At 70.8% G+C, this 21,025-nt stretch carries 17 protein-coding genes and 2 pseudogenes; 1 reads left to right on the top strand and 18 read right to left on the bottom strand.

Going from position 1 to position 21,025, the window contains the following annotated elements:
- Window positions 1-538: 538 nt before the first annotated feature.
- The 18 genes and pseudogenes from AC1DS4_RS15330 to AC1DS4_RS15245 all read right to left on the bottom strand — a co-directional run bounded on the left by AC1DS4_RS15330 (window position 539) and on the right by AC1DS4_RS15245 (window position 20,344).
- Window positions 539-1,118 (bottom strand): annotated as a pseudogene (locus tag AC1DS4_RS15330) (aspartate/glutamate racemase family protein).
- A gap of 41 nt (window positions 1,119-1,159) precedes the next feature.
- On the bottom strand, window positions 1,160-2,710 hold the full coding sequence (locus AC1DS4_RS15325) for an NCS1 family nucleobase:cation symporter-1 (RefSeq protein ID WP_477633148.1): 1,551 nt from the start codon (window positions 2,708-2,710) through the stop codon (window positions 1,160-1,162).
- A 155-nt stretch (window positions 2,711-2,865) separates the two neighbouring features.
- A complete protein-coding gene (locus AC1DS4_RS15320) occupies window positions 2,866-3,552 on the bottom strand; it encodes a GntR family transcriptional regulator (RefSeq protein WP_477614588.1) in 687 nt (228 codons plus the stop codon).
- A 63-nt stretch (window positions 3,553-3,615) separates the two neighbouring features.
- Window positions 3,616-4,464 (bottom strand): bifunctional allantoicase/(S)-ureidoglycine aminohydrolase, encoded by an 849-nt coding sequence (locus AC1DS4_RS15315; RefSeq protein ID WP_477614587.1) that lies wholly within the window; start codon window positions 4,462-4,464, stop codon window positions 3,616-3,618.
- Window positions 4,461-5,837 (bottom strand): allantoinase AllB, encoded by a 1,377-nt coding sequence (allB, locus tag AC1DS4_RS15310; protein ID WP_477633147.1) that lies wholly within the window; start codon window positions 5,835-5,837, stop codon window positions 4,461-4,463. The genes AC1DS4_RS15315 and allB overlap by 4 nt, the downstream gene beginning before the upstream one ends.
- A 16-nt stretch (window positions 5,838-5,853) precedes the next feature.
- The gene (locus AC1DS4_RS15305) at window positions 5,854-6,723 is read right to left on the bottom strand and encodes a fumarylacetoacetate hydrolase family protein (protein ID WP_477633146.1); all 870 of its coding nucleotides are present in this window, start codon (window positions 6,721-6,723) and stop codon (window positions 5,854-5,856) included.
- Complete coding sequence (locus tag AC1DS4_RS15300; RefSeq protein ID WP_477646068.1) at window positions 6,720-7,847, bottom strand: glycerate kinase; 1,128 nt, start codon at window positions 7,845-7,847, stop codon at window positions 6,720-6,722. The genes AC1DS4_RS15305 and AC1DS4_RS15300 overlap by 4 nt, the downstream gene beginning before the upstream one ends.
- Window positions 7,848-7,855: 8 nt before the next feature.
- On the bottom strand, window positions 7,856-9,634 hold the full coding sequence (gcl, locus tag AC1DS4_RS15295; protein ID WP_477633144.1) for a glyoxylate carboligase: 1,779 nt from the start codon (window positions 9,632-9,634) through the stop codon (window positions 7,856-7,858).
- A gap of 60 nt (window positions 9,635-9,694) precedes the next feature.
- Window positions 9,695-10,585, bottom strand: a pseudogene (locus tag AC1DS4_RS15290) (2-hydroxy-3-oxopropionate reductase); the annotation flags it as partial.
- Between the two features lie 33 nt (window positions 10,586-10,618).
- Window positions 10,619-11,428 (bottom strand): hydroxypyruvate isomerase family protein, encoded by an 810-nt coding sequence (locus AC1DS4_RS15285; protein ID WP_477614628.1) that lies wholly within the window; start codon window positions 11,426-11,428, stop codon window positions 10,619-10,621.
- A 115-nt stretch (window positions 11,429-11,543) separates the two neighbouring features.
- Window positions 11,544-12,941, bottom strand: coding sequence for an 8-oxoguanine deaminase (locus AC1DS4_RS15280; protein ID WP_477646067.1), 1,398 nt, complete (start codon window positions 12,939-12,941; stop codon window positions 11,544-11,546).
- 2 nt (window positions 12,942-12,943) lie between these two features.
- Window positions 12,944-13,285, bottom strand: a complete 342-nt coding sequence (uraH, locus tag AC1DS4_RS15275; protein ID WP_477614581.1) for a hydroxyisourate hydrolase — start codon at window positions 13,283-13,285, stop codon at window positions 12,944-12,946.
- Window positions 13,285-13,779, bottom strand: a complete 495-nt coding sequence (gene uraD / locus AC1DS4_RS15270; protein WP_477614580.1) for a 2-oxo-4-hydroxy-4-carboxy-5-ureidoimidazoline decarboxylase — start codon at window positions 13,777-13,779, stop codon at window positions 13,285-13,287. Before uraD (AC1DS4_RS15270) ends, uraH begins: the two co-directional genes overlap by 1 nt.
- Window positions 13,776-15,707 carry a 2-oxo-4-hydroxy-4-carboxy-5-ureidoimidazoline decarboxylase gene (gene uraD, locus AC1DS4_RS15265; RefSeq protein WP_477614579.1) on the bottom strand — a complete coding sequence of 644 codons (1,932 nt, stop codon included), beginning with the start codon at window positions 15,705-15,707 and terminating at the stop codon, window positions 13,776-13,778. Before uraD (AC1DS4_RS15265) ends, uraD (AC1DS4_RS15270) begins: the two co-directional genes overlap by 4 nt.
- Window positions 15,708-15,859: 152 nt before the next feature.
- Complete coding sequence (gene pucL / locus AC1DS4_RS15260) at window positions 15,860-16,768, bottom strand: factor-independent urate hydroxylase (protein ID WP_477633143.1); 909 nt, start codon at window positions 16,766-16,768, stop codon at window positions 15,860-15,862.
- Between the two features lie 227 nt (window positions 16,769-16,995).
- Window positions 16,996-17,538, bottom strand: coding sequence for a helix-turn-helix domain-containing protein (locus AC1DS4_RS15255; protein WP_477633142.1), 543 nt, complete (start codon window positions 17,536-17,538; stop codon window positions 16,996-16,998).
- Between the two features lie 65 nt (window positions 17,539-17,603).
- Entirely contained in the window at window positions 17,604-18,860 is a 1,257-nt protein-coding gene (locus AC1DS4_RS15250) for a DUF6986 family protein (RefSeq protein WP_477633141.1), read from the bottom strand.
- The gene (locus AC1DS4_RS15245; protein WP_477633140.1) at window positions 18,857-20,344 is read right to left on the bottom strand and encodes an NAD-dependent malic enzyme; all 1,488 of its coding nucleotides are present in this window, start codon (window positions 20,342-20,344) and stop codon (window positions 18,857-18,859) included. Before AC1DS4_RS15245 ends, AC1DS4_RS15250 begins: the two co-directional genes overlap by 4 nt.
- Before the next feature lie 121 nt (window positions 20,345-20,465).
- Here AC1DS4_RS15245 and AC1DS4_RS15240 point away from each other — a divergent pair, with 121 nt between their 5' ends.
- Complete coding sequence (locus AC1DS4_RS15240; RefSeq protein WP_477633139.1) at window positions 20,466-21,002, top strand: NADPH-dependent FMN reductase; 537 nt, start codon at window positions 20,466-20,468, stop codon at window positions 21,000-21,002.
- Window positions 21,003-21,025: the final 23 nt, after the last annotated feature.

Below are 21,025 nucleotides of genomic sequence, written 5' to 3'. Positions count from 1 at the left end.
CGAACGTGCCCGCCGTCGGGACTTGTTGCCGCCAGGTGGTCACCGGACCCCCATTTCCGCCCACCCGTGACGATCTGCGCGCAACACGTCCCCGCCGTCGGGACTTGTTGCCGCCGGGTAGTCACCAGACCCCCCTTTCCGACCACCCGTGACGATCTGCGCGCAACACGTCCCCACCGCCGGGACTTGTTGCCGCCAGGTGGTCACCGGACCCCCATTTCCGCCCACCCGTGACGACCTGCGCGCAACACGTCCCCACCGCCGGGACTTGTTGCCGCCAGGTGGTCACCGGACCCCCATTTCCGCCCACCCGTGACGACCTGCGCGCAACACGTCCCCACCGTCCGGACTTGTTGCCGCCGGGTAGTCACCAGACCCCCCTTTCCGACCTCCCGTGACGATCTGCGCGCAACACGTCCCCACCGCCGGGACTTGTTGCCGCCAGGTGGTCACCGGACCCCCATTTCCGCCCACCCGTGACGACCTGCGCGCAACACGTCCCCGCCTTCGGGGGGAGGCGCCACGGCAAAAGCACGACTCAGGCGCGGCCGAACCCCTGCAGCACTCCGGCGTAGGCCTTCGGCGGCGGCGGCGCGAGCTCGCCGTGCGTGGAAGGTCGCAACCCGAGCCGCACGACGCTCTCGGCGAGCAGGGTTCCGGCTGCGACACCGTCGACGACGGGCACCCCCAGCTGTTCGGTGAGCAGCTCGGGCAGGCCCGCCATCCCGGCGCACCCGAGCACGATCGCGTCCGAGCCGTCAGCCGCCACGGCGTTCTTCGCGAAGGCGAGGATCACGGCATACGTCCGGTCGCGGTCCTCTTCCAGCTCGAGCACCGGGATGTCGCACGCGTGCACGCCCGCGCACTGACGCTCCAGGCCGTAGGTGCGGGTGGGACGCCGCCTCCCGAGCGGCGTCCAGACCGGGGTCTCCGAAGCAGGCCAGGACGAACGCGTCCGCCTGCTGGTCCTCCCGGATGATCTCGAGCAGCCCCGGCACCGCGAGCGCCTCGTCGTAGTGGCTCTCGATCGACGCCGGTCCCATCGACGGAGTGCGGGCCGTGATGATCGTGTCGGGGCCGGCCACCCGCCGCGCCTCCGCCTCGATCAGCGCGGTCATCGACGCCGTCGTGTTCGGGTTGACGACGGTGAGGTGGACGGTCACTTCACGCACGTCTTCGCGTCGAGGGGGCTGTCGCTGACACCCATCCGCGGAGCGAGGAGCGCGTATGCCGCGAAGCCCAGACCGCAGCCGATGAACCAGGAGTAGTCGTCGAACCGGTTGATGCCAGGGATGAACACGGCCGAAAGGGCGCCGGCGGCAGCGATCGCGGTCGCCCAGATCGCGGGCGGGTTGTAGCCACGCTTGTAGTGGTAGGCGCCGGACTCGTCGAGGGTGAACAGGTCGTCGACGCAGACCCGCTGCTTGTGCACGACGTAGTAGTGGGCGATGAGGACCCCGAACAACGGGCCGATGAAGGCACCCAGGGTGTCGAGCGTGTAGTGGATCGTCTCGGGGCTGTTGTAGAGGTTCCACGGCGTGAGCAGGACCGAACCGACCGCGGCGATCATGCCGCCCATCCGCCAGCTGATCTTCTGCGGGCTGACGTTGGAGAAGTCGAAGGCCGGAGAGACGAAGTTGGCGACGATGTTGATGCCGATCGTGGCCGTGGTGAAGGTCAGCGCCGCGAGGACGAGGGCGAAGGTGTTGTCGATGTGGCCGACGGTCGACACCGGGTCGGTGATCAGCTCGCCGTAGACCGGCAGGGTGGCCGCGGCGGTGAGGACGGTCAGCAGCGAGAAGAAGACGAAGTTGACCGGCAGGCCCCAGAAGTTGCCCTTCTTCACGGCCTGGAAGGTGCGGCCGTAGCGCGAGAAGTCACCGAAGTTGAGCATCGGGCCGGAGAAGTAGGACACGACCAGTGCCGTCGCCGCCAGCATCGTCGTGACGACCTTGCCGCCGGGGAGCTCGTGGTCGGACAGGTTGAGGTTGACGCTCCAGCCGGCCTTGGACAGCAGGTAGACGCACAAAGCGATCATCACGACGTAGACAGCCGGTCCGGCGAAGTCGATGAACTTGCGGATCGTGTTCATGCCCGTCCAGAAGACCGCCGCCTGCGCAACCCAGAGCAGGGCGAAGGTCGCGTAGCCGAGGGTCGAGAGGCCGAGGAACCCGTGCTGGCTCACGTCGGCGTACGGCTCGAGCCCTGGCCACATGCGGACCAGCAGGATGTCCAGCGACGCCGAGGCGAGGTAGGTCTGGATGCCGTACCAGGCCACCGCGATGAGCCCTCGGATGATGGCGGGGATATTGGCGCCGAGCACCCCGAACACCGACCGGCAGATCACCGGGTACGGGACGCCGGTGCGCTGGCTGGGCTTGGCGACCAGGTTGCAGAAGAAGAGCACGATCGTGATGCCGACGATGAGGCACACGAACACCTGCCAGCTCGTCAGGCCGAGGGCGAACAGGCTGCCGGCCGTGATGTAGCCGCCGACGCTGTGCACGTCGGACATCCAGAACGCGAAGATGTTGTACCAGGACCAGGTCTGCTCCTTGAGCGGCGCGAGGTCCTCGTTGGTCAGGCGCTCGTCGTACGACGGCTTGATCAGACCGGCGCCGGCGCCGTGGTCGTGCTCCCCGTGGTGGGTCGCGAACCCGGCCGCAGCGGCCGCTTCCTCGGTCTCGAAGGGCTTTTCGGTGGTGCTCATCCGGACTCCTTTGTCCACCGCGTGATCGCGGATGCTTGCGGAGAACGCTAGGAGCGGATCCGTTGGGACAGAAGGCTTTGAACCGTATATCTGGGTATATCCAGGCGCCCCCGGGCGGGTTCGACCGGCGCCGGATCGGGGCGAGAAGAGGCTGGTCAGCCGCCGATGCGGGCGATGCATGCCGTGAGCCGGTCGTGGTGGGCCTCGGCGACGGCCTTGAGGGTCTCGGCGTCGCGGGCGACGAAGGCATCGAGCATCCGCTGGTGGTCCTCGCGCATGCCTGCCCGGTCCTGCTCGGTCGTGCGCATCATGGTCTGGACGGGCTCGGTGAGGTTCCAGGCGATGTCGAGCATGTGCAGCAGCCGGGGCATCCGGCACGGGGCCAGGAGCGCCTCGTGGAACTCGCGGCTGGCGCGTTGGAACGCCGCGGCATCGTCGGCGGCGACGGCCCGGTCGAGGGCGTCGTGGATCGCCGTGGCGCGCGCGTGGTCAGCCGGTGCGGACTGGCGCACCGCCGCCTCGAGGGCAGCCGCCTCGAGGGCACCGCGCACCACGTAGAGCTCGTCGAGCTCGGCCTGCGAGAGGGCGGTGACGGTGTAGCCGAGCCTTGGCTGGTGCTCCAGCAGGCCCTCACCGAGCAAGGTCTTGAGGGCCTCGCGCACGGGGATCAGGCTCACGCCGAAGAAGGCCGCCACGTCGTCGAGCGGGATCGGGCTGCCGGGGGGCACCGCGCCGGAGGCGATCACGCGGCGCAGCTCGGAGAGCACCTGGGGTCCGGAGACGTAGGCGTCCTCCCGGGTGAGCAGGCTGACGATGCCCGACTGTCGCCGTGGCTGCGTCATGCTCCACCTCCACCCGTCACCGGACCATCATGCCCACCGTGGCCCTGGCCGCCAGATCGTGAGCTACACGAACTGGCGGGAGAGGACTGCGTGCCGGTTGACGTCCTTGTAGAGCAGGTAGCGGAACCGACCGGGGCCCCCGGCGTAACAGGCCTGCGGGCAGAAGGCGCGCAGCCACATGAAGTCGCCTTCCTGCACCTCGACCCAGTCGTTGTTGAGCAGGTAGACCGCCTTGCCCTCGAGGACGTAGAGGCCGTGCTCCATCACGTGGGTCTCCGGGAACGGGATCGCCCCGCCCGGCTCGAAGTTGACGATGTTGACGTGCATGTCGTGCCGCACGTCGGTCGGGTCGACGAACCGCTGGGTGGTCCACACCCCGTTGGTGCCAGGCATCTCCCCTCCCTCGACGTCGCCCTCGTTCGTCACGAACGCCTCGGGCACCTCGACACCCTCCACGACCTGGTAGGCCTTGCGGATCCAGTGGAAGGTCGCCACGACGTCGCCGCGGTTGTGCAGCGTCCACTCCTGACCCGGCGGGATGAAGGCGTAGCCGCCGGCCGCCAGCTCGTGCGACTGGTCCCCGAGGGTCAGCGTCAGCCCGCCCGCCACCACGAAGAGCACCCCCTCGGCACCCGGGTCGAGCTCGGGCTTGTCGGAGCCACCGCCCGGCGAGACCTCGACGATGTACTGCGAGAACGTCTCCGCGAAGCCGGACAACGGCCGGGCGATCACCCAGAGCCGGGTGGCGTCCCAGAACGGCAGGTTGCTCGTGACGATGTCGGTCATCGTCCCGCGCGGCAGGACGGCGTACGCCTCGGTGAACACCGCGCGGTCCGTCGTCAGCTGGGTCTGCGGCGGCAGGCCCCCGGCCGGGGCGTAGTAGGAAGTGGTCGCGTGGCGGGGCGTGGTCATCGCTGTCCTCTCGTCAGGAGCCGACCGCGGGGGTCGGCCTCGATGTCGACCGGTATGCCGTGCAGCCAGGTCTGGCGCACCGCCCCGGTGAGCGTGCGGCCGGCATACGCCGACACGGGGTTCTTGTGCCGCAGGGAGGCGACGTCCACGGTGAACGACTCGTCGGGGGCGAAGACGACGAGGTTGGCCGGCGCGCCGACCGCGATCCGCCCGCGGTCGGTGAGCCCGACCTGGTCAGCAGGCCCCTCCCCCATCCAGCGCACCACGTCGGCGAGCGAGTGCCCGCGCTGCCGGGCCTCGGTCCACACGGCGGGCAGGCCGAGCTGGAGACCGGCGATGCCGCCCCACGCCTCGCCGAAGTCGCCTGAGTCGAACCGCTTGAGGTCCTCGGTGCAGGGCGAGTGGTCGGACACGACGGTCCGGATCACGCCGTCCTCCAGGCCGGCCCAGAGCCGGTCGCGGTTGACGTGCTCGCGGATCGGCGGGCAGCACTTGAACTGCGTTGCGCCGTCGGGGATCTCCTCGGCGTCGAGGGTGAGGTAGTGGGGGCAGGTCTCCACCGAGAGCCGCAGCCCCTCGGCCTGGGCCTTGGCGATCAACGAGATCGCGTCGGCGTCGGAGAGGTGCAGGATGTGCGCCCGCCCGCCGGTCTCGCGGGTCGCGTCGATGACCTGCGCGATGGCCCGCTCCTCGGCCTCCTTGGGACGCGAACCCAGGAACCCGGCATACCCCTGGCCGTGCGGCTGCGGTGCAGACTCGATGGTCTGCTCGTCCTCGGCATGCACGATGACGAGCCCGTCGAAGGTGGCCGTCTCCGCGAGCGCCCCGCGCAGCTCGGACGCTGACAGATGGGGGAACTCGTCGACGCCGGAGTGGAGCAGGAAGCACTTGAAGCCGAAGACGCCGGCCTCGTGGAGCGGTCGCAGGTCGGGCAGGTTGCCGGGCACGGCACCGCCCCAGAAGCCCACGTCGACGTAGGCCTGGTCGCGGGCGACCGCCCGCTTCTCCTCGAGGGCGGCCACGGTGACGGTGGGCGGGATGGAGTTGAGGGGCATGTCGATGATCGTCGTGACACCACCGGCAGCGGCGGCGCGGGTGGCGCTGGCGAACCCCTCCCAGTCGGTGCGGCCCGGCTCGTTCACGTGGACGTGGGCGTCGACGAGGCCGGGCAGCAGCACCTCGTCGTCGGCCAGCTCGACCACGCGGGCGCCGGGCACCTCGGTGTCGTAGGGGTCGACCGCGACGATCCGCCCGCCCGCGAGCGAGACCGCCACCGCGACCTCGGCCCCGCCGACCACGGCACGCCTCGCTCGAACGACCACCTCTGCCGTCACGCCCGACCCCTTCCCGGAGCTCTGCACCGCGCCTGCCATGACCGTAATCCCTGCCTCAGCTCGCCGCTGCCGGTGTGGCAGAACGAACTGCGTCCACGACGCGGCTGCGATGGCGACCGAGGACCCCGCCGTCCGCGCACACGACATCGCCGTGGCGCAGGTAGGGCCGCGGCTCCGGCTGGCCCATCGCGACGCCGGCCGGGGTGCCGGTGATGACGAGGTCGCCGGGCTCGAGGGTCATGAGACCGCTGACGTAGCAGAGCAGCTCGGCGACGGAGAACAGCATGTCGCCGGTCGAGCCGTCCTGCCTGAGGGTGTCGTTCACCGAGAGGCGCAGCCTGACGGCGGCAGGGTCGCCGAGCTCGTCGGGGGTGACCAGCCACGGGCCGAGCGGGCAGAAGGTGTCAGCCGACTTGCCCTTGGTCCAGGTGCCGCCGCGCTCGAGCTGGAGCGCCCGGTCGGAGACGTCGTGGGCCAGCACGTAGCCGGCGACCGCCCGCAGCGCGCGGGACCGGTCGCGCTCGTCCTTGAGCGGCGCCCCGAGGACGACCCCGAGCTCCACCTCGTAGTCCGTCGTGGCCGACTGCGGGAGCATCCTGATGTCGTCGGTGGGTCCGCACACCGAGGTCGGCGCCTTGAGGAAGACGACCGGCTCGGTGGGCAGCGGCACCCGCGCCTCGGCGGCATGGTCACGGTAGTTGAGCCCGATGCCGACCACCTTGCCCGGCCGCGCGATCGGCGAGCCGAACCGCACCTCCTCGTCTCGCGGAAGCCGTTGCAGCGCAGCGGTGTCGACCGCAGCCAGGTTGCCCAGGAAGGCCGCGTCGATGTCAGTCGTCAGTGTCCTCAGGTCGAGCAGGCCACCGTCGTCGGCGACGACCACGGGACGCTCGGCTCCGGGGGGACCGACCCTCGCGAACCTCATCGCCCACCTCCGAGGTGCTCGCGCGCGATGCGCGCGCCGATCCGCTCGAGCAGCGGCCCCGGTGCGTTCAGCGCCTCGTGCCGCGTGCCTTCGTCGACGAGCGCGTATGCCGCGTGCAGGCCTGCCGCTCCCAGCTCGGCAGGCGTCAGCGTGACCTGACCGGCCACCGCCACAGCCGGCACCCCCTTGTCGCGGGCCAGCGCGGCGACGGCGGCCGGAGCCTTGCCGTGCAAGGTCTGGGCGTCGAGCGAGCCCTCGCCGGTCACGACCAGGTCGACCCCGGCAAGGGCGTCAGGCAGCCCGGTCAGCTCGAACACGAGCTCGGCTCCTGGTCGTGTCGTCGCGCCGAGGACGGCGAGAAGCCCGAAGCCGACCCCGCCCGCAGCTCCTGCTCCCGGTTCGTCCCGTCGGTCGGTGCCGGTGGCGCGGGCGACGAGGTCGGCCCAGCGGGTCAGCGCGGAGTCGAGCMGCTCGACGTCCTCGGGGCCTGCGCCCTTCTGCGGGCCGTAGACCGCCGCAGCCCCACGGCTGCCGGTGAGGGGGTTGTCGACGTCGCAGGCCACGACCAGCTCCGCCTCGGCGAGCTCGGGATGGAGCCCAGTCAGGTCCAGACGGGCCGCGTCGAGCAGCCCGGCCCCACCCGGGCGCACCTCGGCGCCGGTGGCGGTGTGGATGGTGGCGCCGAGCGCCTGGAGCAGACCCGCCCCGCCATCGGTGCACGCGCTCCCGCCAACGGCGACGACGACACGACGCGCTCCCGCGTCCAGGGCAGCGGCGATCAGCTCGCCGGTGCCCCTGCTGGAGGCCGACAGGGGGGCTGCTCGCCCGCCGGGCAGCTGGGCCAGGCCCGACACCTCCGCCAGCTCGACCACCGCCTCGGTGCCGCGTACCCCGTAGGCCGACTCTCGCGGCATACCCGTCGGGCCAGTGGCCCGCACCGGCACCCGGGTGAAGCCGGCAGCCACGGCCGCGGCGAGGGTGCCGTCGCCCCCGTCGGCGACGGGGACGACGACCACCTCGACCTCGGGCAGGACCGAGCGCAGGCCGTCCGACAGGTGCCCCGCGACCTCGGCGGCCGTCAGGGTGCCCTTGAACTTGTCGGGGGCCAGCAGGACGCGGGGCATCGCTGGCCCTAGTCCAGGTTGGCGAAGAGCGCGGTCGGGGCGTCGGCGCCGCCCGCTGCCAGCTCCTCGAACTCGGTCACGCTGTCGATGGACAGTCCCATCGAGACGTTGGTGACGCGCTCGAGGATGACCTCGACGACGACCGGGACGCGGTACTCCTGCGCCATGGCCTTGGCCTTGTCCAGTGCCGGGGCGATCTCCTCAGGGTCGAAGACGCGAATCGCCTTGCAGCCCAGTCCTTCGACGACCTTGACGTGGTCGACGCCGTAGCTGCCGACCTCGGGGCTGTTGATGTTGTCGAACGACAGCTGGACGCAGTAGTCCATGTCGAACCCGCGCTGGCTCTGCCGGATCAGGCCGAGGTAGGCGTTGTTCACCAGGACGTGGATGTAGGGGATGTTGAACTGCGCCCCGACCGCCAGCTCCTCGATCATGAACTGGAAGTCGTAGTCGCCGGAGAGGGCGACGACGGTCTCGTCGGGGACTGCCGTGGCGACGCCGAGTGCCGCCGGCACCGTCCAGCCCAGGGGCCCCGCCTGTCCGGCGTTGATCCAGTGCCGGTCCTTGTAGACGTGCAGCAGCTGGGCAGCCTGGATCTGGGACAACCCGATGGTCGAGACGTAGCGGACGTCCTTGCCGAAGGCACGGTTCATCTCCTGGTAGACCCGCTGGGGCTTGACCGGCGTGACGTCGAAGTTGGTCTTGCGCCACATCGTCGCCTTGCGGTCGCGACAGGACTGCGCCCACGCGGTGCGGTCGGCGAGGCGACCGGCGTCACGACGCTCGCGGGCCACCTCGACGAACAGCCCCAGAGCCGCCTTGGCGTCGGAGACGATCCCGTAGTCAGGGGCGAAGACCCGGCCGATCTGGGTCGGCTCGATGTCGACGTGCACGAACGTGCGGCCCTTGGTGTAGGTCTCGACGTCGCCGGTGTGCCGGTTGGCCCACCGGTTGCCGATGCCCAGGACGAAGTCCGACTCGAGCATCGTCGCGTTGCCGTAGCGGTGGCTGGTCTGCAGTCCGACCATGCCGGCGTTCAGCTCGTGGTCGTCCGGGATCGTGCCCCAGCCCATCAGCGTCGGGATGACCGGCACGCCGGTCAGCTCGGCGAGCTCGACCAGCAGGGCGGCGGCGTCGGCGTTGATGATGCCGCCACCGGCGACGATCAGCGGACGCTCGCTCGCGGCCAGCAGGTCCAGGGCCTTCTCGACCTGGGGGCGGGTGGCGGCCGGCTTGTACGTGGGCAGCGGCTCGTAGGTCTCGACATCGAACTCGATCTCGGCCATCTGGACGTCGATGGGCAGGTCGATGAGGACCGGGCCGGGGCGACCCGAGCGCATCAGGTGGAAGGCCTGCTGGAAGGTGCCGGGGACCTGGGCCGGCTCGAGGACGGTGACCGCCATCTTGGTGAGCGGCTTGGCGATCGAGGCGATGTCGACGGCCTGGAAGTCCTCCTTGTGCAGCTTGGCCACCGGCGCCTGCCCGGTGATGCACAGGATCGGGATCGAGTCGGCGCTGGCCGAGTAGAGGCCGGTGATCATGTCGGTGCCGGCCGGCCCGCTGGTGCCGACGCACACACCGATGTTGCCGGCCCTGGCGCGGGTGTAGCCCTCGGCCATGTGCGAGGCGCCCTCGACGTGGCGGGCCAGCGTGTGGTGCAGGCCGCCGTTGGTCTTCATCGCCTTGTAGAAGGGGTTGATCGCCGCTCCGGGCAGGCCGAAGACGTTGGTGACGCCTTCCTTCTTGAGGATCTCGACGGCCGCTTGGGCCGCAGTCATGCGTGCCATGGTGGTGCTCCTGGTTCAGGGTGGTTCGGTATGCCGGGTGGCCGGGTCTGTGGGGTCGGTTCAGCTCGAGAGCTGGCCGGAGAGGCGCTGGACGCCGCGCAGGAGGGCCGAGTGGTCGAGCCCGCCGTCGCCGTTCGCGCGGGCCGAGGCCATCAGCTGCGCGACGAGCCCGCCGAGGGGTACGACCACCCCGGCCTCGCGGGCGGCGGTGGTCACGATCCCGAGGTCCTTGTGGTGGAGGTCGATCCGGAACCCCGGCTCGAAGGACTTGTTGGTCATGTTCTCGCGCTTCTGGTCCAGCACCTTGGAGCCGGCCAGCCCACCGCCGAGCACGTCGAGCGCAGGACCGAGGTCGACGCCGTAGGCCTCGAGGAAGACCACGGCCTCGGCCAGGGCCTGGATGTTGGCGGCCACGATGAGCTGGTTGGCGGCCTTGACCGTCTGCCCAGCACCGTTGCCGCCCACGTGGACGATGGTCTTGCCGACCGCGTCGAAGAGCGGCTTGGCCTCCGCGAAGTCCGCTGCGGCACCGCCGACCATGATCGACAGGGCGGCGTTCCTGGCGCCCGCCTCGCCACCGGAGACCGGGGCGTCGAGCAGGCGGAACCCCTTGTCCTGCGCGGCCTTGGCGAGCTCGACCGTCACGTCGGGGCGGATGCTGGAGAAGTCGATGACCAGCGTGCCCTCCTTGGCGTTGGCGAAGACACCGTCCTCGCCCAGCAGCACGTCCTGCACGTCGGGGCTGTCGGGGACCATCACCGCGACCACCTGGGCGTCACGCACCGCCTCCGCGACCGAAGCCGCCGCGGTGCCGCCCACGTCGACCAGGGGCTTGGTCTTGTCGGGGTGCAGGTTGTAGCCGACGACGTCGTGCCCGGCGTCCTGGAGGTGGACGGCCATGGGGCTGCCCATGATGCCGAGTCCGATGAAGGCGATGGTGCTCATTGCGTTCTCCTTGAAGGTCGTTGGCGTGTCGTGATGCGGTCAGGCAGAGCGTCTCTCGCGCGGGAGCCAGCCGAAGCTCTCGGGGGTGGTCGCGGTGGTGGGCTTGTACTCCAGCCCCACCCACCCGGCATACCCACGCTGGGCGAGGGCGCCGAGGTGGCGCTGGAGGTCGAGGGCGCCGGAGCCGGGCTCACCGCGCCCGGGGGCGTCGGCGATCTGCACGTGGGCAGTGCGGTCGGTGTAGGCCGCGATGGCGGCCTCGAGGTCGTCGCCGTTGGCGGCCAGGTGGTAGAGGTCGAGGAGGAAGCCGACGTTGCTCGTCCCGGTGGCGCGCACGTCGTCGACGACCGCCACGGCGTCGGCCGCGGTCCGCAGCGGGTAGGGCTTGGGGCCGCTGACCGACTCGACGAGGACGGTCGCCCCGATCCGGTCGGCGGCCTTGGCGGCGAAGGCGACCGACTCACGCCCGAGCTCGTCCTGCTCCTGCGCCGAGACGCCTTCGACACGGTTGCCGAAGAGGGCGTTGAACGCCGAGACGCCGAGCCGCTCTCCGATGCCGACCGTCACGTCGACGTTGTCGCGGAACTGCTGCACGCGGTCGGGGATCGAGAGCACCCCGCAGTCGGGCCCGGCCAGGTCACCGGCAAAGAAGTTGAGACCCACCAGCTGAACCCCGGCGTCCTGGACGGCGCCCACGAAGGCGTCGACCTCACGGTCGGCGGGCACCGGTTGGTCCGGCCAGGGCCACCAGAACTCCACGGCGTCGAACCCTGCCGCCTTCGCGGCGGCCGGCCGCTCGAGCAGCGGCAGCTCGGTGAACAGGATCGAGCAGTTCACCTCGTAGCGCAGTCCGTGGTCCGACATGGCATTCTCTCCTTGTTTCCGCATTGTGGAATCGTTTTTCCGATCAATGAAAGGGTAGGCGTCAACCTGCGACATCGTCAAGACCGCTGGGGCCGTCGTCTCAGCCGGTGGCCGAGATATATCCGGCGGCGTCGCGGTGCCGCGCGAGCAACCGCTCCCCTGCCGAGACCGCCTGTGCCGCAAGCGATTCCTCGTCAGCGGTCACCAGCCTGTCGCCCGACACCACCCGGCTGCCTCCAACCAGGAGCAGCTCCAGCGGCGGCCGTGAACCGAGCACGAGCCCGGCCACCGGGTCGACCACGCCGGCATGGCCCAGCCCGTCGAGTCGCCACAGCGCGATGTCGGCCAGCTTTCCGACCTCCAGCGACCCGATCTGGTCGTCCCAGCCGAGCACCCGGGCCCCGCCGATCGTGGCCAGCTCGAGCGCGTCCCGCACCCCGAGCGCCTCCGGACCGCCTCGGGCCCGGGCGAAGAGCAGCGCGTGGCGTGCCTCCTCGACGAGGGAGGACGCCTCGTTCGACGCCGCACCGTCCACCCCGAGCCCCACCGGCACCCCTGCGTCGCGCAGGTCGCGCGTGCGGGCGATGCCGGCACCGAGGCGGGCGTTGGACGAGGGACAGTGGGCGACACCGGTGCCGGTGGCCGCCAGTGTGCGTATCGCGACGTCGTCGAAGTGGATGCCGTGCGCGAGCCACACGTCGTCGCCGAGCCAGCCGAGGGACTCCAGGTAGGCCAGCGGGCTCAACCCGAATCGCTCGGCGCAGTAGCGCTCCTCGTCGGTCGTCTCCGCCAGGTGGGTGTGCAGCCGCACCCCGCGGTCACGAGCCAGGGCCGCGGACTCGCGCAAGAGGTCGGCGGTCACCGAGAAGGGCGAGCACGGGGCCACGCCGATCCGCAACATCGAGTCGGGTGACGGGTCGTGGTGCGCGTCGACGGCGGCCGCCGKCGCGGCGAGGATGGTGTCGAGGTCCTCGACCACGTGGTCGGGGGGCAGTCCGCCCTGACTCTCGCCGAGATCCATCGAGCCGCGAGCCGCGAGGAATCGCAGGCCGATCCGTCGCGCCGCGTCCACCTCGGCACCCAGGACGTCGCCTCCGTGGCGGGGGAAGACGTAGTGGTGGTCCATCGACGTCGTGCACCCCGTGCGGGCCAACCAGCCGAGCCCGGCTGCTGCGGCAGCACCGACCACGTCCTCGTCGATGCCACCCCAGACGGGATAGAGCTCGGTCAGCCAGCCGAACAGCGTGGCGTCGACCGCCAGGCCCCGGGTGGCCCACTGGTAGAGGTGGTGGTGGGTGTTGACCAGGCCCGGCGTCAGCAGGCAGCCGGTCGCGTCGACCACCTCGGCCGCACTCCCGTCGTCCACGTGGCGACCCGGTGCGACGGCGACGATGCGCGACCCCTCGACGACCACGTGGCCGACGGCGTGCTCGGTCCTGGCCGGGTCCATCGTCACCACCGTGCAACCGTCCAGGACCAGCCGCGCGACGGTCGCCACGGTCACGACCCCCGGTAGGTGGAGTAGCCGAACGGGTTGAGCAGGACCGGCACGTGGTAGTGCTGGTCGGCGTCGGCGATGGTGAAGACCACCACCACCTCGGGGTAGAACGCCTCGACGCCACGCCCTGCGAAGTAGCCACCCGAGGCGAACCGCAGGCGGTAGTCGCCCGCCTCCAGCCGCTCCGGACCGATGCTGCCGACCCGCCCGTCGCCATCGGTGATGCCGTCACCGATCGCCTGTCCCCCGGAGCCAGTCGTATCAACGGTTTCCAGCACCACCGTGATGCCGGCCGCGGGCTTGCCGAGGCTGGTGTCGAGGACGTGCGTGCTGAGGGTTCCCATCAGGAGGCCACCTGTCGGAGTCGGAGCAGCGCGATCTCGCGCAGCTGGGTCACGGTCTCTTCGCGCTCGGCGGCGTCGTCGTTGCCGAGCCGGCGGTCCAGCTCTGCGAGGATCTCGGGCGCGGAGCGGCCTGCCGCCCGGATGAGGAACACCCGGTCGAAACGCGCCTCGTATGCCGCGTTGCCCTCGGCGAGCGCGCGCGCCACCTCGGCGTCGGCCGGGTCCACCCCGGACTGCTCGCGTGCACTGGCGGCCGCGTTGTGGTGCGGCCCCTCGGCCCGTTCACCGATCCTCGGGTGGCCGGCCAGCGCCGCCTCCAGCTCCTCGTCGTCGAGGTGCTGGGCGGCGGCGCCGGCGGTCGCCTCGAGGTCCTGCCACGCGGCATACGGTCGGCCGTCGCGGACGGCGGCGACCCAGCGAGGCACCGGGAGGCACGCAGTCAGCTGCCCCTCCAGGGCCGACGCCGGCAGCGCGTTGAGGTTCTCGAGGGTCATCGACCCTCCACGAACCGGGTGCGGGCGGAGTGGATCGGGTTGGCGTCGGCCACGAGGTCATCAAACCGGTAGCCGGCGATCTTGGCGATCTCCACCAGCGCCGAGGCGTGTTCCTGCGCCTGGGAGTTGTTCAACCGCTCCCAGCCGGTGCGCACCACCTGGTCGAAGGAGTCGCGGTCGCGGACACACGTGACGAGGGGGAAGCCGAACCGGTCCCGGTACTGCGAGGTGAGCTCGGCCAGCTCGCCGTGACCCTTCTCGTCGAGACGGGTGAGCCCGAGCGAGGACTGGTCGCGCAGCGAGTCCGGCCCCTCGTCGCCCTCCGCCACGCTGTCGGCGCCGAGGTCGGGGTAGGAGTCGATCAGCTGTCGCTGCTCGTCCTCGTTGGCCGAGAACAGCGCCTCCTGGAACGCGCGACGCAGGTCACTGGTGTCGCTGAACGGCCGTGAGTCGAAGGCGCGCTCGACCACCCAGCGCGGACCCTGGAACAGGCTGCCGAAGGTGTCGGCGAAGTCCTCACGCGACATCTGGTTGACCTCGCTCAGCCGCACCAACGACCCAGGAGCGCCGGCCACGGCCGGACCCCGGCTCGACCCGACGTGGTGGAACAGGAAGTTGAGCACGATGGCGGTGATCGAGCCGAGGGTGATGCCCGAGCCGAGGATGATCTGGGCCCAGTCCGGGACGGCCTTGGCCACGTCGGGCTGTGCGGTGACGTACATCGCGAGGCCGACTGCGGTGGCGACGATGACGACGTTGCGGTGGTCGTGGAAGTCGACCCGCGACAGGGTCTGGAAGCCCACGACGGCGACGGTGGCGAACATCGCCAGCGCGGCACCACCGAGCACCGGGTGCGGGATGCCCGCGACGATGGCGCCGGCCTTCGGGATGAGGCCGATGACGACCATGATCAGCCCTGCCGTGGCGACGACGTAGCGGCTCTTGACCCGGGTCAACCGCACCAGGCCGACGTTCTCGGCGAAGCAGGTGTAGGGGAAGGAGTTGAAGACACCACCGATCGTGGTGGCCAGACCGTCGGCGCGCAGGGCACGGGCGATGTCCTCCTTGCCGACGCGCTTCTCGACGATCTCGCCGGTGGCGAACACGTCACCGGTGGTCTCGACGGCGGTGATGAGCATGACGACGATCATCGAGATGATCGCGGCCACGGAGAACCTGGGCCAGCCGAAGTGGAACGGCGTCGTGACCCCGATCCAGCCCGAGTCCGAGACCGAGTTGAAGTGCGCGTCACCGAGGATCCAGGCGATGAGCGTGCCGACGACCAGTCCGATGAGGACTGCCACGGTGGCCATGAATCCCTTGAAGATCCGCTGGATCGCGACGATCAGCCCGAGCGTGCCGAGCGCGTACGCGAGGTTGCGCCCGCTGGTGGGGTCGAGGGTGGGGCCCGCGCCACCGGCTGCGTCCGCAGCCGCGACCGGCAGCAGCGCGAGGCCGATGATCGTGATGACCGAACCGGTGACCACCGGGGGGAAGTAGCGGATCAGCCGGCTGAAGTAGGGCGCGACGAGGAAGGTGAACAGGCCCGCCACGATCACCGCCCCGTAGATCACGAGCAGGCCGTCGGTACCGCCGCCCGCGGCCATCCCGATGGCGATCATCGGCGAGACGGCGGTGAACGTGACCCCTTGCAGGAGAGGCAGTTTCACGCCGACCTTCCAGAACCCGACCGACTGGATGATCGAGGCGATGCCGCACGTGAAGAGGTCGGCGTTGATGAGGTGGATGAGCTCCTGGGTCGACAGCCCGATGGCGCTGGCCAGGAGGATCGGCACGATCACCGCACCGGCGTAGAACGCCAGCACGTGCTGGAAGCCGTAGATCGCGAGCTTCGGGATGGGCAGGACCTCGTCGACCGGGTGGCGGGAGGCGCGCTGGGACTGGGGTGTTGCGGTGGCTGCGCTCATGACAGGCCTTTCTGTCTGGAGCTATGTCGGGAGGCTCCGGGAGGAGGAGAGGGAATCAGATGCGTGCGGGAGCCGGCGCGGGCGTCGTGGGGTGTACGGGCGCCGGCCCCGAGGAGCGGGGACGAGGAGTGGCGACGAGGAGCGGAGGGGCGTCAGCAGAAGCCGGGCACGGTGAGCCAGGCGTCGCCCGCGTCCGAGCCGCTCTCGCGCTGGACCGTGGCCTCGATCAGCCCGTACGGGCGGTCTGCGGCGATGAACACCTCACCCGGGTTGTCCAACCCGAACGGGGACAGGTCGACCAGGAAGTGGTGCTTGTTGGGGGCTGAGAACTTGATCTCCGCGACCTCGGGGTGAGCGGCCAGGACGGCCGACCCCATCGCGTAGAGGCTCTCCTGCAGTGCGCGGCTGTAGGTCGTCGCGAACGTCTCGAGGAGGAGCGACCGCACGTCGTCGAACGACTTGTTCCAGTCCACGCCCTCGGTGGACTCGTAGCGCCAGCGCGCCACGAGCGAGGTCGCGAGGATCCGGTCGTCGGTCTCCTTGAGGGTCGTGTACTCGTCCTTGAGGTAGCCCTTGAACTCCGAGCCGGTCGACTTGAGGACCACGAGGTCCTTGACGCCGGAGACGACCCAGGCGCGCGGCTCGTCGCCGCTGCGGTCGCGGGTGACGACGGTGGTGCGTACCTCGCCGCCCCGCTTCACGAACGCGTGGTCGTGGCCGGTGCCGCCGACCTCGATGCGGTCCCAGGCATACTCCTCGACCTCGATCCGGCTGGCGGTCGCGGCGGGCGTGACGTCGAGGAAGCGCTGGCCGAGGGTGAGGGCGTAGTCCTCCGGTGAGGTGACGCCGTGCTCCTTGGCGAACGCGAAGGCGGTGTTCTTCTGGGTGTCGGTGGGCAGGATGCTGGCCTGGTCACCGGTCGTGTGCGCCTCGGTGAAGTCGCCGCGGAGGGCGGTCGACACGTTGAGGTCGCGGATCTCGTGGCGGGCGGTGTCGCGATAGACGCGGACGACGCGGTTCTCCGCCTTGCCGTACTGGTTGGGTCCGAGGACGAAGCTCATGGTGCTCCTTGCGGTGCCCGCCGACCCTGGCGGGGTCGGCGTGGGTGGCGCGGGGATGGCTTCCCGAGCGATTCGGAGATCTTCCGAATGGTGGAAACCTGTTTACGGATGATGGAAGGATAGGCGCGCCAATGTGACCCAGTCAACAATCTGTTGAAAGTTTCTCCGGTGCAGGCCTGCGGGGGCGGCGAGCAGTCGACAGTCCCAGGACGACCGGGTATGCCGCGTCAGCCGGCGGGCTCGGCCGCCGAGTCCCGGATCCGGTTGAGGTAGTTGTAGACGGTGAAGCGGGTCAGGCCCAGGGCCTCCGCGACGGTCTCCGCGCTGCGGCGCATCTCGAACGCGCCGCGCTCCTCCAGCAGGCGCACGGCGTGCTGCTTCTCGGCGCGCGGCAGGGTTGCGAGCGAACCCCCTAGCTCGCGCTCGACGTCGGCGATGAGCCGCGACAAGCCGTCGGTGAAGTCGGTGGCCCCAGCACCGGCCCCAGCACCGGCCCCGGCACCGGCCGCGGGGGCGGCGGCGGTCACCGCGTCGACGTCACCGAGGGTGAGGGTGACCCGGGTCGCGCCGTGGGACAACGCCTCCTTGAGCGCGGCGCCCACCGCGTCGACGACCACCTCGGCCTCGCCCTCGACCGACGTGCCGAGCGGTCCCAGATCGGGTGACAACCCGGCATACCGGAGTGCGTCGGCGGACGCGGTCACGTGGGCAGGCAGCTGGCCGTCCTCGCCGTGGAACGGCTCGGTCGTGAACTCCACCCGCACGCGCATGCGGCCAACCTACCGGCGGACGGCAGACAGGTCAGGTGGTCGGGCCCGTCAAGCGCCCTGACGCGTCAGGCGGTGGTGCGGCGGGCCAGGCGGTCGATGGCGGGGCGGTCCAGGCCGGTCAGGCGATGGACCTCCTGCTCGTCGGTCGCCCCGCAGTCGAGCGCACGGACCACGAAGTCGGACAGCGCTCGGGCTGTCGCGGGTTCATCCATGACGCCCGAATCCACCTGTCCCACATAGTTCTTCAGCCGTTGGCCGGCGGCCGAGAGCCCCTCGCGGTAGAACGCGTAGGTGGCGAGGTAGCGACTCGGGAACTGTGCGGGGTGCAGGTCCCAGCCCTGGTAGTAGCCCCGCTCGAGCGAGCGTCGCACCAGCCGCCCGTGCAGCCGCCAGGCGGCCAGCACGTCGTCGTGACTGCCCACGGGGAGCACGTTGGTGGAGCCGTCGGACAGGTGCACGCCCGTGCCGGCCGCAGCGACCTGCATGACCGCCTTGGCGTGGTCGGCGGCCGGGTGCTCCATCGACTGGTAGGCGGCGGCGATGCCACACGAGGCCGAGTAGTCGTAGGTGCCGTAGTGCAGCGACGTGCACCGGCCGGCGGAGGCATGGACCATCCGGGCGACGAGCGCCGTGCCGTCAGGTCCGCAGATCGCCTGCGGCGTCTCGACCTGGATCTCGAAGCGGATCGCCCCCGGCGAAAGCCCGACACCCTGCTCGACCCTCTCGCAGGCCACCACCATCGCCTCGACCTGGTCGACTGACGTCACCTTCGGGAACGTCACCACGAAGCCGTCTGGCAGGCGACCGTCCCGGGCCACCGCAGCGACGAACCGGGCGAAGGTGCGCAGCCCGCGTGCGCGCGTCGGCGCCTCGAAGCTCTTGAACCGGATGCCGCTGAAGGCAGTCGCCCCACCGGCGTCCACGGCACGGAGGAGCGCCGCAGCCGCCGCGTCGACGGCGGCATCCTCCTCGTCGTCGGACCGCGTGCCGTAGCCGTCCTCGAAGTCGATGCGCAGGTCCTCGATGGCCTCGCGCGCGAGCTTGGTGCGCACACGCGCGTACAGCTCGGCTGCCAGCTCCGACGGAAGCCCGAAGGCCTCGGCCGCCCCCTCGGCGCCGCCGCCGTGCTCGTCCAGCGCGGCGACCGCCTCGGCCTGCCACCGCGACACCAGGTCGGCGTCGTAGCGGTCAGCCGGCACGTAGACCGTGTGCACCGGCTGGCGCACCGGCCGCTCGCCGGGGAAGCGTGCGGCCAGCTCGGCATCCGCGTCACGCAGGTGCTCGTCGAGGGCGGCGCCGAGGGCGCCCAGGTCCACGGTCATCGGGCCGGGGCCTGGCTCGTCGGGATGGCGGGGGTGGCGGCGGGCGGCGCGGTCGCCTCCCGCGTGGCGCTGCCGGTATGCCGCGTGGCCGGGTCGGCGTGCCGTCCACCGGCCGCCTGCCGCACGGCAGCTGCCACCGAGGGCGCGACGTCGGCGTCGAAGACGCTCGGCACGATGTAGCTCGCGTTGAGCTCGTCGGGGTGGACGCAGTTCGCGATGGCCGCGGCGGCGGCGATCATCATCTCGTCGGTGATGTCGCGGGCGCCGGCGTCGAGCAGACCGCGGAAGAAGCCGGGAAAGGCCAGCACGTTGTTGATCTGGTTGGCGTAGTCGGAGCGTCCGGTGGCGACGACGGCCGCGTGGTGGCTCGCCGCGACGGGGTCGACCTCGGGGTCGGGGTTGGCCATCGCGAAGACGATGGCACGGTCCGCCATGGTGGCGATGTCGTCGCCGTCCAGCAGGTTCGGTGCCGAGACGCCAATGAAGACGTCGGCCCCGCGCAGCACCTCCTTGAGCGTGCCGGTCGTGCGGGAAGGGTTGGTGTTGCGGGCGATCCAGCCACGGAACTCGTCCGCGTGGTCGGCCTCCGGGTCCAGCGCACCGCGGCGGTCGCACCCGATGATGTCGGTCGCGCCCTGGGCGTCGAGGAGCCGGACGATGGCGTGGCCGGCCGCACCCACCCCCGAGACCACGATCCGCACGTCCTCCAGCGTCTTGCCCACCACGCGCAGGGCGTTGCGCAGGGCGGCGAGGGTGACGATCGCGGTGCCGTGCTGGTCGTCGTGGAAGACGGGGATGTCGAGCTCGTCACGCAGGCGCGCCTCGATCTCGAAGCACCGCGGCGCGCTGATGTCCTCGAGGTTCACGCCGCCGTAGACCGGGGCGATCGCCTTGACGATCATGATGATCTCCTCGGTGTCCTGGGTGTCGAGGCAGACCGGCCACGCGTCGACTCCGGCGAACTGCTTGAAGAGCGCAGCCTTGCCCTCCATGACGGGCAGGGCAGCGGCCGGGCCGATGTTGCCGAGGCCGAGGACGGCGGACCCGTCCGTCACGACCGCGACCGTGTTGCGCTTGATGGTGAGGCGGCGCGCGTCCTCGGGGTTCTCCGCGATCGCGAGGCAGACGCGGGCCACCCCCGGGGTGTAGGCGCGGGACAGGTCGTCGCGGTGCTTCAGCGGCACCTTGGGCACGACCTCGAGCTTGCCGCCGAGGTGGAGCAGGAAGGTGCGGTCGCTGACCTTGCGGACCGTGACCCCCGGGACCGCCGCGATCGCCGCGGTGATCCGGTCGGCATGGTCGGCGTCGGAGGCGTTGCAGGTCACGTCCACGACCAGCTTGTCACCGTGGGACTCCACGACGTCGAGGGCCGTGAGCGCACCGCCCGCCGACGCCACGGCGGCAGCGACGGCACCCGTGGTGTCGATCGCGGCAGGCGCCTCGGCGCGGACGGTGATGGAGTATCCCGGGCTCGGTGCAGACATCGCTCGACCTCAATCTTCCACGATACGGACTTCAATTTCTGTTCAACGGAACTCTAGAGCGATGAATCTCTCCAGACAAGGCCGCCCCGGGGCCGAGCGGACCGCACCTAGGCTTTCGCCCATGGCCTCCACGCGCGTCTCCGTCGTCATCGCCAGCACCCGCCCGCACCGGATCGGTCACCTCGTCGCGCAGTGGGTGCTCGACGCAGTCCCGGCGGGCTCCGAGGTCACCGTCCACGACCTGCGCGAGCTGGCGCTGCCGTTCCTCGACGAGCCCGGCCAGCCCGCCGACGGCAACTACGCCCACGAGCACACGCGGAAGTGGTCGGCCGCGATGCAGGCCACGGACGCGCTCGTGCTGGTGATGCCGGAGTACAACCGCGGCTACAACGCGGCGCTCAAGAACGCGATCGACTTCCTCTACGCCGAGTGGGAGGGCCTGCCCGTGGGCTGCGTCGGCTACGGCTGGCACGGCGCGAGCTATGCGAAGTCGGCCCTGCGGCAGACGCTCGAGCGGGTCAAGATGACGGTCGTCGACGGCCCCGGTCTGGCGTTCGGGAAGACCCTCACCCAGGAGGGTGAGGTGCTCGCCGGCGAGGCCGACCAGCTGGAGCTCGCCGCGATGTTCGCCGAGCTGCTCGCCACGGCTCGCACGTAGGATGGGCAGCTGGAACAACTGGT

The sequence above is a fragment of the Pedococcus sp. P3_C7 genome (assembly GCF_056402615.1).
This window is presented reverse-complemented; position numbering and strand designations above follow the sequence as displayed.

Bases quoted from the DNA above. Each gene is read 5' to 3' on its own strand.
- AC1DS4_RS15245 (WP_477633140.1), bottom strand. From the start codon at position 20,344: ATGTCTGCACCGAGCCCGGGATACTCCATCACCGTCCGCGCCGAGGCG.
- gcl (WP_477633144.1), bottom strand. From the start codon at position 9,634: ATGGCACGCATGACTGCGGCCCAAGCGGCCGTCGAGATCCTCAAGAAG.
- AC1DS4_RS15250 (WP_477633141.1), bottom strand. From the start codon at position 18,860: ATGACCGTGGACCTGGGCGCCCTCGGCGCCGCCCTCGACGAGCACCTG.
- uraD (WP_477614580.1), bottom strand. From the start codon at position 13,779: ATGACCCTCGAGAACCTCAACGCGCTGCCGGCGTCGGCCCTGGAGGGG.
- AC1DS4_RS15240 (WP_477633139.1), top strand. From the start codon at position 20,466: ATGGCCTCCACGCGCGTCTCCGTCGTCATCGCCAGCACCCGCCCGCAC.
- allB (WP_477633147.1), bottom strand. From the start codon at position 5,837: ATGGCAGGCGCGGTGCAGAGCTCCGGGAAGGGGTCGGGCGTGACGGCA.
- uraD (WP_477614579.1), bottom strand. From the start codon at position 15,707: ATGAGCGCAGCCACCGCAACACCCCAGTCCCAGCGCGCCTCCCGCCAC.
- AC1DS4_RS15255 (WP_477633142.1), bottom strand. From the start codon at position 17,538: ATGCGCGTGCGGGTGGAGTTCACGACCGAGCCGTTCCACGGCGAGGAC.
- AC1DS4_RS15320 (WP_477614588.1), bottom strand. From the start codon at position 3,552: ATGACGCAGCCACGGCGACAGTCGGGCATCGTCAGCCTGCTCACCCGG.
- AC1DS4_RS15315 (WP_477614587.1), bottom strand. From the start codon at position 4,464: ATGACCACGCCCCGCCACGCGACCACTTCCTACTACGCCCCGGCCGGG.
- pucL (WP_477633143.1), bottom strand. From the start codon at position 16,768: ATGAGCTTCGTCCTCGGACCCAACCAGTACGGCAAGGCGGAGAACCGC.
- AC1DS4_RS15325 (WP_477633148.1), bottom strand. From the start codon at position 2,710: ATGAGCACCACCGAAAAGCCCTTCGAGACCGAGGAAGCGGCCGCTGCG.
- AC1DS4_RS15305 (WP_477633146.1), bottom strand. From the start codon at position 6,723: ATGAGGTTCGCGAGGGTCGGTCCCCCCGGAGCCGAGCGTCCCGTGGTC.
- uraH (WP_477614581.1), bottom strand. From the start codon at position 13,285: ATGGGAACCCTCAGCACGCACGTCCTCGACACCAGCCTCGGCAAGCCC.